12 protein-coding genes are annotated in these 15,700 nt (G+C 36.0%); 8 read left to right on the top strand and 4 right to left on the bottom strand.

Features of this window, described 5'->3' with window-relative positions:
• Positions 1–120 precede the first annotated feature (120 nt).
• Both ABIZ51_02935 and ABIZ51_02930 read left to right on the top strand, forming a co-directional pair.
• On the top strand, positions 121–2,151 hold the full coding sequence (locus ABIZ51_02935) for a thioredoxin domain-containing protein (GenBank protein ID MEO7087734.1): 2,031 nt from the start codon (positions 121–123) through the stop codon (positions 2,149–2,151).
• A 29-nt stretch (positions 2,152–2,180) separates the two neighbouring features.
• The gene (locus ABIZ51_02930) at positions 2,181–3,140 is read left to right on the top strand and encodes a hypothetical protein (protein MEO7087733.1); all 960 of its coding nucleotides are present in this window, start codon (positions 2,181–2,183) and stop codon (positions 3,138–3,140) included.
• Here the strand turns inward: ABIZ51_02930 and tsaB are convergent.
• From tsaB to ABIZ51_02915, 3 genes are read right to left on the bottom strand one after another with little or no spacing between them, the layout of a single operon-like run.
• Positions 3,104–3,778, bottom strand: a complete 675-nt coding sequence (tsaB, locus tag ABIZ51_02925) for a tRNA (adenosine(37)-N6)-threonylcarbamoyltransferase complex dimerization subunit type 1 TsaB (protein MEO7087732.1) — start codon at positions 3,776–3,778, stop codon at positions 3,104–3,106. The genes ABIZ51_02930 and tsaB overlap by 37 nt on opposite strands.
• A gap of 1 nt (position 3,779) precedes the next feature.
• Entirely contained in the window at positions 3,780–5,126 is a 1,347-nt protein-coding gene (locus tag ABIZ51_02920) for an efflux RND transporter periplasmic adaptor subunit (protein ID MEO7087731.1), read from the bottom strand.
• Between the two features lie 21 nt (positions 5,127–5,147).
• Positions 5,148–6,596, bottom strand: a complete 1,449-nt coding sequence (locus tag ABIZ51_02915; GenBank protein ID MEO7087730.1) for a TolC family protein — start codon at positions 6,594–6,596, stop codon at positions 5,148–5,150.
• Between the two features lie 150 nt (positions 6,597–6,746).
• Between ABIZ51_02915 and ABIZ51_02910 the strand changes: the two genes are divergently transcribed.
• Entirely contained in the window at positions 6,747–8,303 is a 1,557-nt protein-coding gene (locus ABIZ51_02910; protein MEO7087729.1) for a hypothetical protein, read from the top strand.
• A 60-nt stretch (positions 8,304–8,363) separates the two neighbouring features.
• Here ABIZ51_02910 and ABIZ51_02905 read toward each other — a convergent pair whose 3' ends face one another.
• Complete coding sequence (locus ABIZ51_02905; GenBank protein MEO7087728.1) at positions 8,364–9,947, bottom strand: hypothetical protein; 1,584 nt, start codon at positions 9,945–9,947, stop codon at positions 8,364–8,366.
• A 203-nt stretch (positions 9,948–10,150) separates the two neighbouring features.
• Between ABIZ51_02905 and ABIZ51_02900 the strand changes: the two genes are divergently transcribed.
• From ABIZ51_02900 to ABIZ51_02880, 5 genes are all read left to right on the top strand, one after another.
• Positions 10,151–11,836 carry a choice-of-anchor V domain-containing protein gene (locus ABIZ51_02900; protein ID MEO7087727.1) on the top strand — a complete coding sequence of 562 codons (1,686 nt, stop codon included), beginning with the start codon at positions 10,151–10,153 and terminating at the stop codon, positions 11,834–11,836.
• Positions 11,837–11,869: 33 nt separating this feature from the next.
• Positions 11,870–12,280 carry a Rieske 2Fe-2S domain-containing protein gene (locus ABIZ51_02895; GenBank protein MEO7087726.1) on the top strand — a complete coding sequence of 137 codons (411 nt, stop codon included), beginning with the start codon at positions 11,870–11,872 and terminating at the stop codon, positions 12,278–12,280.
• Between the two features lie 44 nt (positions 12,281–12,324).
• The gene (locus tag ABIZ51_02890; protein ID MEO7087725.1) at positions 12,325–13,083 is read left to right on the top strand and encodes a hypothetical protein; all 759 of its coding nucleotides are present in this window, start codon (positions 12,325–12,327) and stop codon (positions 13,081–13,083) included.
• Positions 13,084–13,398: 315 nt separating this feature from the next.
• Positions 13,399–13,893: a hypothetical protein gene (locus tag ABIZ51_02885; protein ID MEO7087724.1), complete on the top strand. Its 495-nt coding sequence runs from the start codon at positions 13,399–13,401 to the stop codon at positions 13,891–13,893.
• 63 nt (positions 13,894–13,956) lie between these two features.
• The coding region (locus tag ABIZ51_02880; protein MEO7087723.1) for a hypothetical protein at positions 13,957–15,700 on the top strand (1,744 nt) is incomplete at its 3' end.

Raw genomic sequence — 15,700 nt, 5'->3', positions numbered from 1 at the left:
ATTTCATTCATATTTAAAACGTAATTTTACAAGATGAATGTTCCTAAAAATATTTTTTTAAATTTTGCTTTACTTGTCCTATTTTTAGGTAGCTGTCAGCATACAAAAAAATCTCAAACTATGAATACAAAGCAATTTGAATATACCAACCACCTCATTCACGAGAGCAGTCCGTACCTTTTACAACACGCGCATAATCCAGTAGATTGGTATCCTTGGGGCGACAGCGCTTTGGCAAAAGCAAAAAAAGAAAATAAATTAATGCTTATCAGTATCGGTTATTCGGCGTGTCATTGGTGCCATGTGATGGAGCACGAAAGCTTTGAAGATACAGCTGTTGCGGACATTATGAATAAATATTTTGTGTGCATAAAAGTGGATAGAGAAGAGCGTCCGGATATTGATCAAGTGTATATGAATGCGGTTCAATTAATGACTGGAAGCGGCGGTTGGCCTTTGAATTGTTTTACGTTACCCGATGGAAAGCCGATTTATGGAGGCACGTATTTCCGAAAAGAAGATTGGAAGAATATATTGCTCAGTTTGGCGGATACATTTCGATTACATCCCGAAAAGATACGTGAATATGCGGAAAAATTAACAGAAGGTGTTCAGAAAAGTGAATTGATTTCTAAAAATTCACAGCCCGAAAATTTTAAATTAGATTTTTTAACGCAAGCGTATAAAAGTTGGATACCTCGATTTGATACAGTAAATGGTGGACCAAATCGTGCGCCGAAATTTCCTTTGCCAAATAATTATGAGTTTTTGCTTTCGTATTATGCGCAGACAAAAGATAAAAATGTGTTGAAACAAATTGAGCTGACGTTGGATAAAATGGCGGAAGGTGGAATTTACGATCAAGTGGGTGGTGGATTTGCACGTTATTCAACAGATGATCAATGGAAAATTCCGCATTTCGAAAAAATGTTGTACGACAATGCTCAGCTTGTAACGCTTTATTCGCAAGCTTTTCAGCTCACGAAAAAAAAACTATATAAACAAATTGTTGACGAAACGCTTGCTTTTATTGCACGTGAAATGACTTCTCCGGAAGGTGCTTTTTATTCCGCTTTGGATGCTGATTCAGAAGGAAAAGAAGGAAAATATTATGTGTGGACGAAAGTAGAATTGCAGCAAATTATTGGAACTGATTTTAATTTGTTTGCAGATTATTACAACGTAAATAATGTTGGTTATTGGGAGGAAGACAATTATATTTTGCTTCGAAAAAAATTAGACGAAGCTTTTGCGAAAGAACATAAAATTCCGCTTGAAAAATTAGAAACTAAAGTACAAGAGTTTAAAAATAAATTATTGATTGCACGCGAAAAACGTATTCATCCGGCTTTGGATGATAAATCTTTGACTTCTTGGAATGCTTTGATGTTAAAGGCTTATACAGATGCTTACAAAGCTTTCGGAGAAAAATTGTTTTTAGATGCCGTTTTGAAAAATGCAAATTTTATTTTACAAAAACAGCTTCGTCCAGATGGAGGTTTAAATCACACATACAAATCTGGAAAGTCGAGCATAAACGGTTATTTAGACGATTATTCATTCACGATGGAAGCCTTTATAAGTCTTTATCAATGCACATTTGATGAAAAATGGTTGACGATTTCCAAACAATTAGCAGATTATTGCATTCTTCATTTTCAAGACAAAACGACGGGAATGTTTTATTATACTTCCGATTTAGACGCTGCGTTAATTGCTCGAAAAACAGAATTGACGGACAATGTGATTCCAGCTTCTAACTCCAGCATGGCAAAGGATTTGTTCTTCTTAGGAAATTATTTTGACGATACGCATTACCTCGAAATATCGAAACAAATGTTGAACAATGTAAAACCATTTATTGTAGATTATCCCGAAAATTATTCCAATTGGATGTTGTTGATGACGCACTTTACAGCGCCTTTTTACGAAGTTGCCATTGTTGGTTCCGATGCTATCGCGAAGCAAAAGGAATTGGAATCGTATTTTATTCCGAATAAAATTATCAGCGGAAGCCTTGTAAATAGTACATTGCCATTGCTGGAAGATAAATATGTTTCTGGTAAAACGTTGATTTACGTATGCCAAGATAAAACTTGTCAACTACCCGTGAGTGAAGTGAAAAATGCGGTGAAAGAGATGGAAAAATAATTCTACTTTTGCGAAGACAAAAATAATCTATGCAACAGAAAAAAATTTTTCTCGATTACAAAAAAAATATTTTTTTGACGCTCTGTTGCTTGTCTGTGTTAATTTCTCCAGCACAAATAATTTCTGAAAACCCTTTTCAAATGTCTTTGAGTGATCCGAGTTTTAATGCAACATTCATTCAAAAAAATAAAATAAAATCCATTTCGGCGGCACTTGTTATCAAACCAGATGGTAAGCCCATTATTGATCAAGGGCTTTCAAAATATTATCAATTTGATTCGATTAATGGCGCGTTGATTTATTCGTATTTTAATTTGAATAGAGGTAGGGATTTGTTCGATACCATTCCTACTTATTTTTATTACGATGCGCAGAAACGATTATCAATAAAGAGAAGTAACGAAGGCGATTTTTATGATTCTTGGTATTTTGTATATGATTCTGTCGGACAAAAAGTAAAGGAAACGCATTTCAGAGAAGTGAACGGAAGTATCGATCCGAATGTGTTTAAACTCAAAGAACAAACCGTTCTTTCCTTTGATTCATGTACCTTTCAACAGCTTACAAAAACACAGTTGAAAAAATATTTTTTCAACGACGAAAAAAAATCATATAAACAAAGCATCGTTAATTTTGATGCTCTTGGGAAAAAAATAAATGAACGCGAATCATTTTTATATACGTGGGTACGTACGGAAACATCTTGTAAATACGACTCTATAGGGCGTGTTTCGGAATATGATTATACTTCCAATGCCAGCGGAAATTTAAACGAAAAAACACATCTTCATTATAACAAGCAAGGCAATTTGGATGATGTGATAAAATATCGCAATGCAAATGAAATACATGAAATAGCTTATTTATACACAGATTCGACAGGAATTTTAAACTCAATGATCGATCGCGATTTTATCGAAAAAAATATTTTAATTGTAAAATTCTCGTACGATTATTTTGTGCCACCGGCAACAAATTCTTTCAAATAAAACGGTTCGAAATACGCTAAATCTTCAAAATTATTTTTGTCAAAAGCTGCGTGTGCAAGCGCGATCATGTTTTTTGCAGATGGAAAAATAGTTTCTAAAAAAGCGACATTTTTATGATGCGAAAGTGTTGTTTTACATTTAGCTGCGCCATCTCCATAAAAAAATATTTTTTTGGAAGATAAAAATTCTGAGAACGAATTTTCAGAAATAATTTCGGCAGAAGTATTTTTTATCCAATTGTTTTTTGCATCAAATAAAGCACAATACACTTCCATTCGGCGCGCATCAATCATCGGACAATACAAAGCGTTCTCTTCTTTAGGAGTTATTCCCACTGTCATAGCTTCGAGTGTATTTATCGCGATAAGCGGCTTGTTGAGTGCGTAACACAAACCTTTTGCAGTAGCCACGCCAATACGCAATCCAGTATAAGAACCAGGTCCTTTACTCACTGCGATTGCATCAAGTTCTGTATTTTTTTTTTGAGTTTGACGAAGAATATTTTCGATGAAAACCGTCAAGTTTTCGGCATGCGTATAACCGTTATTTATTTCTTCGAACACGAGTAATTTCCCATTTTCGGAAAGTGCCACAGAACATACAGTGGTGGCTGTTTCTAAATGAAGAAGGAGCGACATTTTATTTAGTAGCGGTATCTTTAAACAAATTTATTTTACTCGCTTTTTCAACCGAGCTTCCATCTTTTAATACTTTGGAAACGCTTTCGTACGGACCTGTAATCACTTCGTCGCTGTCTTTCAAACCTTCTGTAATTTCAATGAAATTATTGTCTTGAATTCCTGTTTTTACATTCACCATTTTTGCTTTCCCATTGGAAAAAACAAATACACATTCCTGAATTTGTGCATTTGTTTTTGGAGCACTTTTCGTTTTGCTATTATCTGTTTTATCAGAAGTGTCGCCCGTTTTTTCGTCTGCTGTCGCATTGTTATTTCTGGTGGTAACTGACTCTATTGGTACGGAAAGCACATTATTCGAACTTTTTGTTTCGATATCTACGGTTGCTGACATTCCCGGACGGAAAGGTGGAGTGCCGCCATTTTTAGCCAATAAATCCGCATACGATTTTTCGAGTATCCGAATTTTTACTGAAAAATTAGTTACTTGATCGGCAGTAACTCCTGTTGTGTTGGCAGAATTTGCAATTTCTGTTACAATACCTTTAAACTTGCGATCTAAGAAGGCATCTACTTCAATCAAGGCAGTATCTCCAAGATGTACGCGCACGATATCATTTTCATTGACATTCACATTGGCTTCCATTTTATTGAGATTGGCAATGCACAACATTTGGGTTCCTGCCATTTGAGATGTCCCCACTACGCGCTCACCTTTTTCAATTGCTAAATTATAAACGGTGCCAGTTACTGGCGCAACAATGGTTGTTTTGATCAAATTATCTTGTGCTTCATTTACAGAAGCGGCAGAACTTTTAACGCTAAATTCGGCTGCTTTTACCGTTTCGTCGGCTGCACTTACATCTGCTTTTGCGCCAGCATAAGCCGCTTTTGCAGCATCCCAATCGGATGCAGAAATAGCATCTTGAGAAAACAATTTTTGATTGCGATCGTAGATGGCTTGCGCATTTACAAATTGCGCTTGCATTTGTGTTAAACGTGCTTTTGAATTGGCTAAATTGGCTTTTGCATTGTTTAAAGATGCGGTCATTTGATCGAGCGTAGACTCATAAATATCCGGACGAATTTTCAATAACAAATCGCCTTTCATTACCTGATCGCCTTCTTTTACTTGCAAAGCGACAATCTCTCCTGATACATCCGGACTGATTTTTACCTCTGTTTCTGGTTGTATTTTTCCGTTGGCAGAAACAGTTTCAATGATATTTCTTTTTTGCGCTTTTTCGGTTGTTACTTTTAATAAATTATCGTTCGAACAACTTTTAAGCGATAAAGTAAAAGCAATCGCAGCAATGCCGATACCGATTAAGATTAAAATTTTTTTCATCCGAAAAATTATTTTTTTGAATTAAAATACAAGCGGTTTTCCTTCGTAAAAATCAAGCACTTTGGTTTTAAAAATGTAATCGTATTTGGCTTGTAATAAATTTGATTTCGCTTTAATCAAATTATTTTTTGAGGTGTCGTAATCTACCGAATTGACCATCCCTACATTAAATTTTGTTTGTGTATAATCGAATGCCTCTTGCAAAGAGGTAACATTTTTTAAGGTAGAATAATATTTTTTCAGCGCTGCTTTTGCATCTGCGAAAGCTTGTTGAATCGTTTTACGAAATTGATTTTGCGTAATTTCCAACGCATATTGATTATTTAATTGTTGAATTTTTGCTTTTTCAATAGTTGTTTTTGTTTGAAATCCATTGAAAAAAGGAAAAGTTAATTGTAGTGCAATGGCTTTGTTCACATTGTCGTTAAACTGATTAGAGAAAGGGGCGATGTTGGTAATTTCTTGATAAGTAGGTCCGAGTACTTCAACGCCTGTTGTAGTTACTCCAATCGGTTGGTAACCGGTCAGATTTACTCCAGTAACATTGTTGGCTACATTGGAATATCCCGATCCGATAGAGCCACTTAAAATTAAGCGCGGACTAATACCGCCTTTTGCAATAGATACAGCAGTTTCAGAACTTTTCAATTTCATTTCGGCACTTTCAATATCTGGCTGGGAGCTAAGTGCTTTGGTGTAAATTTGATCGGGAGTAGAAGTTAAAATGGTTTCTGCAGGAATGGAAAGTTCTGGTTTCACAATTTGAAATCCTCCAACAGAATCAAGATCTAACAATTGCGTCAAGGTTAAATAAGAAATGTCTAATTGATTTTGTGCATCGGTTACAGATAATTCTTCGGATGCTTCTTGTGCTTGAATATCCAATAAATTTCCTTTCGGCAAATTCCCGACATCTACCAAAATCTTTGTTCGTTTTACTTGTGCTGAAATCAAGGAAAGTTGATCATTGGATTGTTGCAATAATTCTTCGTTCATTAATATTTGTAAATAATCGGAAGCAATGTTCAACGAAATATCATTTTTTTGTTTTTGCACATCGTACTTGCTCGAAAGTAAATCGTATTGGCTTTGTTTTACAGAATTATAATTTTGAAATCCACTAAAAAGCGTAATACTGCTGCTTAACGAAAAATTATCCGTTTGCACTTCGGAATTATCAAATTGGTTTGTGTAGGGATTGATGGATTTACCCCAATTGTAACTGTGTGAAGCATTGCCATTGAGGTTGGGTAGCATTTTTCCTTTATTGGCAAGTAAAGTGGCTTGAGTAACTTCCTCGTTCAGCTCATTCTGTTTTATTTGCAAGTTATTTTTCAGCGCATAATCAATACACTGCTGCAAAGTCCATGTCGCAGCTTGCGGAGGTGTTGCATTTTGCGATCGGCAAAAAATCGAGCCAACAAAAAGAAGAAAAAAACTAAAAATAAATTTCAAATCTTTGTACATCATAATATCCTAACAAAAAATAATTGCCAAAGTTAGAAAATACTGCGAAATGAGAAAATAATTTTTGAGCCTCAAAAAAAGAGAGTGCTCGGTTGTTTTTTGAAATTTTTATTAATAAATTCGTCCTGCTTTTTTAATTTTTTATTGAAAATAATGAATCCATCCGACGAACTTTTTCAGTTGATTAAATCGATGAGTAAATCTGAAAAAAGATTTTTCAAACTCATGTCGTCGCTGCAAACAGGTGCGAAAAATTACGTACGTTTATTTGATGCGATTGAGTTGCAAGAAACTTACAATGAAGCCGCTATCCGCAAAGAATTGAAGCGTGAAACTTTTATCAAACATTTGCCGTCTGAAAAAAATCATTTGCATAAATTAATTATGAAAAGTTTGCGTGCTTATCACGCAAATATTTCGATGAGTGCGCAACTGAAAGAACAAATAAATGATATTGAAGTTTTGTTCGACAAAGCGCTGTATAAGCAGTGTAGAAAAGCGTTGGAGAAGGTGAAAAAACAAGCATATTTCTACGAAAAATTTTATCTTATTTTAGAAATTATCAATCTCGAAAAAAAATTGATTGATATGGAAGCGCATTTCGGTATGATGGATATTGACCTGAATGATTTGTTGGAAAAGGAAAATAAAGTAATTGAACAATCCGGAAATTTCGGAAAATACCAAATCATTTTTTCTAAACTAAATTATTGGGTGCGTCAAAAAATGGTAATGCGCAACTCTAAAGAACAATCTTTTACTGAATATTTATTGAATGAACCTTTGATGCAAGATGAATCTCGAGCACTTTCCATCAGCGCAAAAATTGTATTTCATCACATCAAAGGAATGTATTACATGGCAAGCGGTTCTGGATTGGATAAAACGTTGGTTCATTTTACCGCTTTGTTAAAATTGATGGATACGTATCCGCAAATGGCGAAGGAAATGTCGAAACGTTATTTGTCTGCCATCAACAACATTGTTTTTTGCCATTTGGCTGAAAATAAGTACGAAAAATGTTTTAATAATATTGATAAGATGCGGAGTTTGCTTACGCTTCCGGAATTTGCGAGTATCGATTTACAACTCAAAATATTTACCAGTTCGTACAACGCAGAATTATTAATTTACAATGATTTAGGCGAATTTGATAAAGCCGTAAAGTTAGTAAACCCAATAGCGGCAGGCTTAAAAAAATACGAAGGCAAAATCAATACGGAAGAAGTAGTGATTTTTTATTACAACATTTCCGCTGTTTATTTTGGGAATGGTGATTTCCACAAAGCATTGCTTTGGAACAATAAAATTTTGAACGAAAGAGAAAAAGAATTGCGCCAGGATTTATACGGCTTTTCGCGCTTACTCAATTTAATTATTCATTATGAACTGGGCAATACGCAATTGATAGAATATGAAATTCGCTCCGTTATCCGCCTGTATTCAAGTAAAGACAAAACACATAAATTCGAACATTTGGTATTGGAATACATCCGAAAACTAATTAAAGTAAAACGCGGAGCTTCAACAGAAACTATTTTTCTGGATTTCAAAAAAGAAATGGAAATTTTAATTGAAGATAAATTTGAACGTGTGGCATTGGAGTTTTTTGATTTTATTTCATGGATAGAAAGCAAAACAGAAAAAATTACTTTTGCTCAAGCTATTCGCAGAAAACGCAAATACGGTCATGTCATAGAAATAATTTAAGAAGCTTAAAATAAGCCTCCGAAAAATTATTTTTTTGAATGAGAAATTAAGCGTGATTTTTTATTGAAATGTTACTCTACCGTATTTAAAATTTTTTCTTTTATCGCCATAAATAATCATGGCTGAGGGACTTACTTGCAAGCTCAATATCGGTCGTAATATAACTTCCAAGTCTTTCGCGTTAAACATTGAGTTGCGTTGTTCATCGCCTTTTTCATCCATTGTAACCAACATAGCAACCGATTTCCTAGGATTACTCATTGTTTTGTAATCATCCGAATTTGGTATTTTCAGATTTTTCACATTGTCGTTAAACATAAAAAATAATTTTTTTCCGACTTCTTGTACCGAGTATGATAAGTACATTCCAAAATCATTTTCCGACTCCTGAGTTTTCACAATACATTTTGCCCAAACAATCGAACCGTCAGCAGCAAAATTAACGACTACAATATTATTTGCGTGATAAATGGTTGTGGTCTGAGACGAATGGGTTTGAGGATCATAAGTTGTGATCATGGCCACCCAATATTGCTCGGAAATCATATAGGCAGTTCCATCATCGTGAAATAAAATCTCATCCACTTTCATGTCATTTATTTCATTTCCTTTATTTACTTTTCGAACACTCATAAACTTCGCCAATATATCTTTATCAAATTCTTTAAAACCTGTATTGACTACATTTTTTGTTTTTTCATCTATTTTAAGATAAAAAGAACCGGCAACGGAATAGCTGTTTTTGTTGGAGTAAAACCCAGCACACACTAAATCTCCTGTTGTATTTAATTTAAAGGCAACACTGGTAATGTATTTTTGACCGATGCTCAAATCATATTCTTTCAAAGCATCAGCAGTGTGATTGTAATACAAAATTTCGTATTTATAATTCGGATCTCCTTTTTGATGTTGATCTTTTTCCAATTCTATTTTTGCTAACATATACACATCTCCATTATTGTCGAGTGTATAATCCGAAACAGAAAAGTTTTTGTCTTTGTAAGGTAATTCTAACTCTTTCGACCAAATTTCATTCAAATTCAAATCCAATACTTTGCAGTGAAATTGATGCGTTTCATTTTTTTTATACGTTTCGCTACGATAAACTAAAATTTTACTGCTGTCGGTAGAAAGAATAGTACTGAAACTACCTTTATTTGTTCCAAACAAACCTGATTTCGTAACTTCTATTTCATCTATTTTTTTAGCATCTGGATTTACGGTTCCGTCATTGTTCACAGACTGTACAAAATCATAATTTTTCTTTTGATCAGAGTTGTAATAGCTGGTAAACAAAATCATTTTTCCTTTCACATAAAGAAGGGTGCCAAATTCCTCTCTTTTCCCATCTGTTTTCGGCATCAGTATTTCTTGCTTTCGAACCAGTGTCATATCGCTTTTGGAAAATTCTTCAAAAAAAATGTGTCCATCGGAAAACAGCGTTGCTGGTTGCGTTGTAAGTGTATAAAAAGAAGTGGCATTTTCGCCAATAATGTCTGTCCCAAGCATAGCTTCTCTTCGAGAGTCACTTTTAAGTTCAGGACCCCAGGTTACTTGTACATTATTTTGCGCAGTAACTTTTTGTTGCGGGGCAAAGGATATAACAAAAAGTAGAAGAAGAAAATTTCGTAGTATTTTTTTCATGATTTTTTTTTAAGTTTTTTGTAAATATAATAGAATGTAGATAACTTTATAGTAGAAAATTATTTTTCAGAGCTCAAAATAAGCCTTCGAAAAATTATTTTTTTGAAGGGCTTAAAAAACCGCTGTATAACATCTTAAAAAACGCTCCAATTTTTTTTTTCGAATATCTTTTTTATCTTGCGCCTCGTTAAAAAAATAATTTTATGAAAAGAAAACTGATACTTACCGCAACCATTGCTTTAGCAGCAGGTTTAATTTTAACTGTGAATGATTATAAAACTAATTATGGATATTCGCACGCAGCAGGACAAGTCGGAGCAACTGGTTCTCCCGCGGATGGCGGTGCTACCTGTGATCAAGGAGGGTGCCATAATTCTTATGCTTTGGGAACAAAAACAGGTTGGATAACAAGCAATATTCCTCCTGTGGGTTATACCGCAGGACATCAATATTTAATTACCTGCACAGCTACTTATGTGGGCAGAAGTAAATTTGGCTTTAACGCAGGCGTTTCTGCAGGAACGATTGTTAGTTCAGATGGACAAACACAAACATCTGGGAATGAAGTAACACATACCATCAATAGCAATACTGGCACCAACGGACGCTCTTGGAGTTTTTATTGGACTGCTCCGACAAGTGGCTCCAGTGTTACATTTTATGCGGCATTTAATTGCGCCAACGGAGATGGTGGTGTGGGAGGAGATTATATTTATACTTCCACTTTAGTTGCAAATGCTGTTACACCTACGGCGAATGATGCAGGAATTTCAGCAATTACAACTCCTTCTTCCACTATTTGTTCCAGTTCTTTTACGCCAATAGTTACACTCAAAAATTTCGGAACAAACACATTAACTACTGCTACTATTAATTATAAAACAGATGCTGGAGCGCCTGCTACATTTGCTTGGACGGGTACATTGGCTACTTCTGCTACTACAAACATTACACTTCCTTTACAAACTACAATTGCTGGCGCACACACATTTACGGCATATTCGACAGCTCCTAATGGTACAACGGATACGGACAATTACAACGATACTACGACCACACATTTTAATTGTGTTCCTGTCGGAAATACCGTTCCGTTTAACCAAGGTTTTGAAGCCACTACATTCCCGCCTGCTGGTTGGAGTATCGTAAATCCGGATAACAGTATTACCTGGGTGCGTACTACAGCTGCACATCAAACAGGAACAGCATCCATAGAAATGGACAATTATAATTACAATGGCGCAGGACAAACAGATGATATTATTACTCCTCCTATTAACTGTACGGCTTTAAGTTCTGTGAGTCTTTCGTTTGGTGTGGCTTATACTTATTACAATGGATCGCCAGCTCAGTATGATTCCTTACGCGTATTGGTATCCGCTGATTGCGGACAAACTTTTACTTCTGTTTATTACAAAGGAGGAGCGAATTTGGCAACACTCGCTGGAGGAAGTTCGAGCGAATTTGTGCCTAATTCAGCACAATGGCGTACAGAAACGGTGAACCTAAATGCTTTTGCGGGAATGAATATTTTAGTAGATTTCAGAAGTATTACAGAATATGGAAATGATTTATATATTGATAATGTGAATATTTCTGCTCCAACGGCTGTCGTTAATTTGTCGAAAAATTATTCTTCCATAGTACTTTTTCCAAATCCAACAAATGATCAATTAACCCTTCGTTACTACGATGCACAAGACGAACAAGTACTAATTTCATTGTATTCGATTGACGGAAAAAAAGTAATGGACATTGTTTCCGCACATCAACAAGCTGGAACGCACACGCAACAAATATCGCTGAAAGGCACAGTATCAAAAGGAATGTATTTCGTGAAAACAATACAAGGAGAACAAACAACGATGCAAAAAATAGTGGTTCAATAATTTTTGTGCAGATTCCAAAAACAAGAAAATCCGATGAATCGCAGAAGTTTTTTTTTGAGAGTTTTTGGAGGTGCTACCATCGCTGCATTTGTAGTCGCATGTAAAAAAAATAATTCTTCTGCTCCAACGCCTTCTGGTACGTCAAATGTCAATTTTACGATTGATATTACGCAGCCTGCGTACTCCGCACTTCAAAATAATGGCGGATATGTATATGCGAATTCAATTATTATTGCCAAAAGTAATAGCGGTGCTTTTTTGGCGTTGTACGATGTATGCACACATGCAGGATGCACCATTCAGTTTAATGGAAATCAATTTCCTTGCCCTTGCCACGGTTCTTTGTTTGATACTAACGGAAATGTGGTAACCGGACCCGCCAGTATTCCTGTTAAAAAATACAATACCTCTCTTTCGGGAAACTTGCTGCGTATTTTTTCCTAAAAAACAACTTGCTTTTTTACCTTTGCAAAAAAATATTTTTTCGAATGCAAAAAAATAAATTGTTTCTCATTGCTATTTTTATGTTTCTAAATCTTTTTTTTCTGGAAGCGCAAACAAACGTTCCTGCAAAAAAAGATTCTGCGCATACCGCTGTTACCGTAAAGGTGATGGTATTTAATCCAGCCATGACGAAAAATTATTTTTCAAACCGTTATATCGACAGCACTAAAAATGCAATTAAAATAAATCCCTTACTAATCGCGCGAGGCGATGTTCCTATTTATTATGAACGAAAAATTGCTGGACGTTTTAGCGCCGAAATTGCAGCCGGAATTACCTTCACGGATTTTGTGTATGAGTTCGAAACAGGCGATGTATATAGCACCAATGGTACAACCGTTATGGGTAAAACGGGATACAGTTTAGAGGGGGCTTTGCGTTATTACATTGGGTACAAAAATACTGCCATGAGCGGTTATTATATTTCTCCAGATGTATGGTACCGTACGTATAATAAACAAGTGGAAGTAGAAGATGTGAGCGGAAACCTTACTGGGAATTTTGATCCGGATAGCCGCAAAGTGCTTAGCTACCGGCTATTGTTCGGAAATCAAAATTCGGGAGACAATGCCTTGTTTTTTGATTGGTACATTGGCGTGGGTATGGCGCAAACAACACTTAATAAAGTTACCTACGGCGTTATCAGTACGTCGTATGGAATTGGCAATCAAACAACAATAGTTTCTTCTCAAAAATGGGATCCTGTATTTTCATTGGGTGTCAGAATTGGTTTGGGTTTTTAATGTTTTTCTCCTTTAAAAATACCGTTCGAAAAAATAATTTTTCAAACGGTGAAAATTAAAAATCAATAGCACCATTTTTTTTGTGATAGTCTCATTTTATTGATAACTTGTTAAAAACTTATTTTGTCGAACTTTAATTGAGTTTAATCTCGTTAGAAGGCTTATAGGTCGCTACTTTTATCAAAAAAATAGTTGTTTTTCAGTAATCAAAATTCTTATAGCTAATTCTACTTTTGTATATGCAATTTTTTTTTATTATGTTTGCTTATTGATACTCGTAACTTACAATTAAAATAATTTTATAAAATTCATATTATGAAAAACTCAACTTCTTTAAAGGTAGTATTGTTAATCGCTTTGTCGTGCTTTATGTTTAACATGAAGGCTTCTGCACAATCAGCAACATCTTCCAACAAAGCACAGTTAGCGGCAAATCAAATACTCAAACGTACTTCAGTTTGTATATACGAAGGACAAAAATGGGAAATTGTTGGTAAAATCTATACCGACAATTTAGCAAAAGCCATTCAACACCAACAATATGCTTGTAAATTATATGCCGCAGGCGATTACGCCAATGCTATTATTCAAAGTCATCGCGCGCGCCTTATTGTAATGGATGTTATTCGTGCGAACAAGGGGAATGTAAATCCGCTGTACCAATTTACAGAAAATGAAAATAAATGGCTTCAAAATGCGCCAGATGATCAAACATTGGATGCAGCATCACAAAAAAACTCGACAATGGTATCTATGAAAGACAGTGATTACGCAACAGGCGGTATCGCAGACATAGTGCCGGGAGAATAATTATTTTAAAGTAAATTTCATTCATCAAAAAAATATTTTTTTGCACTGCTAAAAAACTCCCCTATGAAGAGAATATACCTATTCTTAATTACGCTTCTCGCAAATTTATTTTTTGCAAGTGTTATTTTCGCACAAGGAGCTCCTGCTTGTCCTTCGGTGATAATTGCACCGCCTCCGGCCATTTGTAAGGGTTCTTGTACTACACTAAACGCTACTTTAGTAACCAATAACCAAACTACGAGTTATTCTGTAGCAAGTATTCCGTATGTACCTTACTCTTTCACTACAGGAACTGCCACATTGGTAGGTACTGATGATATATGGGGTACTGTTGAAAACATTGGATTTAATTTCTGTTATTTTGGAAATACATACAGTAAATTTGTTATCGGTGCTAATGGAGAAGTTACTTTTGATGTAACTCAAGCAAGTGGATACGATCCATATACTACAACAGGAGCAGCACTTCCAGATGGAACTACTCCGATTCCCGGCAATACGATTGCTTGTCCTTACAGGGATATTGATCCAGGTATAGCTGCTCCAGGTGAGAGTACTAAATTCCAAATGTATGGAACTGCACCTTGTAGAGCATTAGTAATTAGTTGGAATAATATCCCTTTATTTGACAAGGGCTCTGGGACCTGTAATGGAACACCAAATTCCACCTTCCAATGTGTGTTGTATGAAAACACAAATTACATAGATGTTTATATACAAAACAGTTTTTCTTGTGCTGCATGGAATGGAGGAAAAGGAGTGATAGGAATTCAAAATGCTGCAGGCACAGTTGCTGTAACTGCTCCTGGCAGAAATAATACTACTTTTTCGGTAAATGGCACACCTGAAGCATGGCGTTTTACTCCAACAGGAGCACCTTCTTATACGCTTAATTGGTACGTTGTAGGTTCAGGAACTTCCTTGGGCACAACAACAGCCTTAACCGTTTGCCCTACTGTAACTACTTCCTATGCCGCTGTCATGAAGCTAACCAATTGTGATGGTTCTTCTTTTACTAAATCAGATACTGTCAAAGTAATTGTTAATCCATCACCAACAGTTACTGCATCTGCATCTGCATCACCGATATGCGTAGGTTCTTCGAGTATCTTAACGGCAGGAGGAGCTACAAGCTACAGTTGGAGCCCTGGAGGCTCAACTGCCAATCCACTTACCGTTACTCCTGCAACCACCACCACTTATACGGTAACGGGTACTACAGCAGGTTGCACAGGAACGGCAACAGTACAAGTAATTGTTAATCCTACGCTTACAATAACAGCGAATGCTGTTCCTGCGACTATATGCGCAGGAAGTTCCAGTATTCTAACAGCAACAGCGCCTGCAGGAACAACTTATTCCTGGAGTCCGGGTGGCTCAACTACGAATCCTCTTACTGTTATTCCTGCTACTACAACCACCTATACGGTAACAGGGAATAATGCTGGATGTACTGGAACCGCAACGGTAACAGTAACAGTCAATCCAAGTCCAACAGTATCGGTAAATTCAGCAACCGTTTGTGCGGGCACAGCAGCAACCTTAACAGGAACAGGAGCTACGACTTATAGTTGGAGCACAGGCGCGACAACGAATCCGATAACAGTAAGTCCGGCGGGAACGACAACGTATACCGTAACAGGTACTACAGCAGGTTGTACAGGAAGTGCGATAGCGACGGTAACAGTGAATCCGAATCCGGTAGTAGCGGTCAATTCACCAACAATATGCGCAGGAACGAGTGCGACTTTAACAGGCACAGGCGCTACGACTTATAGTTGGAGTACAGGACAAACGATTAATCCTA

It is taken from the genome of Bacteroidia bacterium (assembly GCA_039924845.1).
Taxonomy (GTDB): Bacteria; Bacteroidota; Bacteroidia; order DATLTG01; family DATLTG01; genus DATLTG01.
Note: the sequence above shows the minus strand (reverse complement) of the source record. Positions and strands in the feature narration are given on the sequence as shown.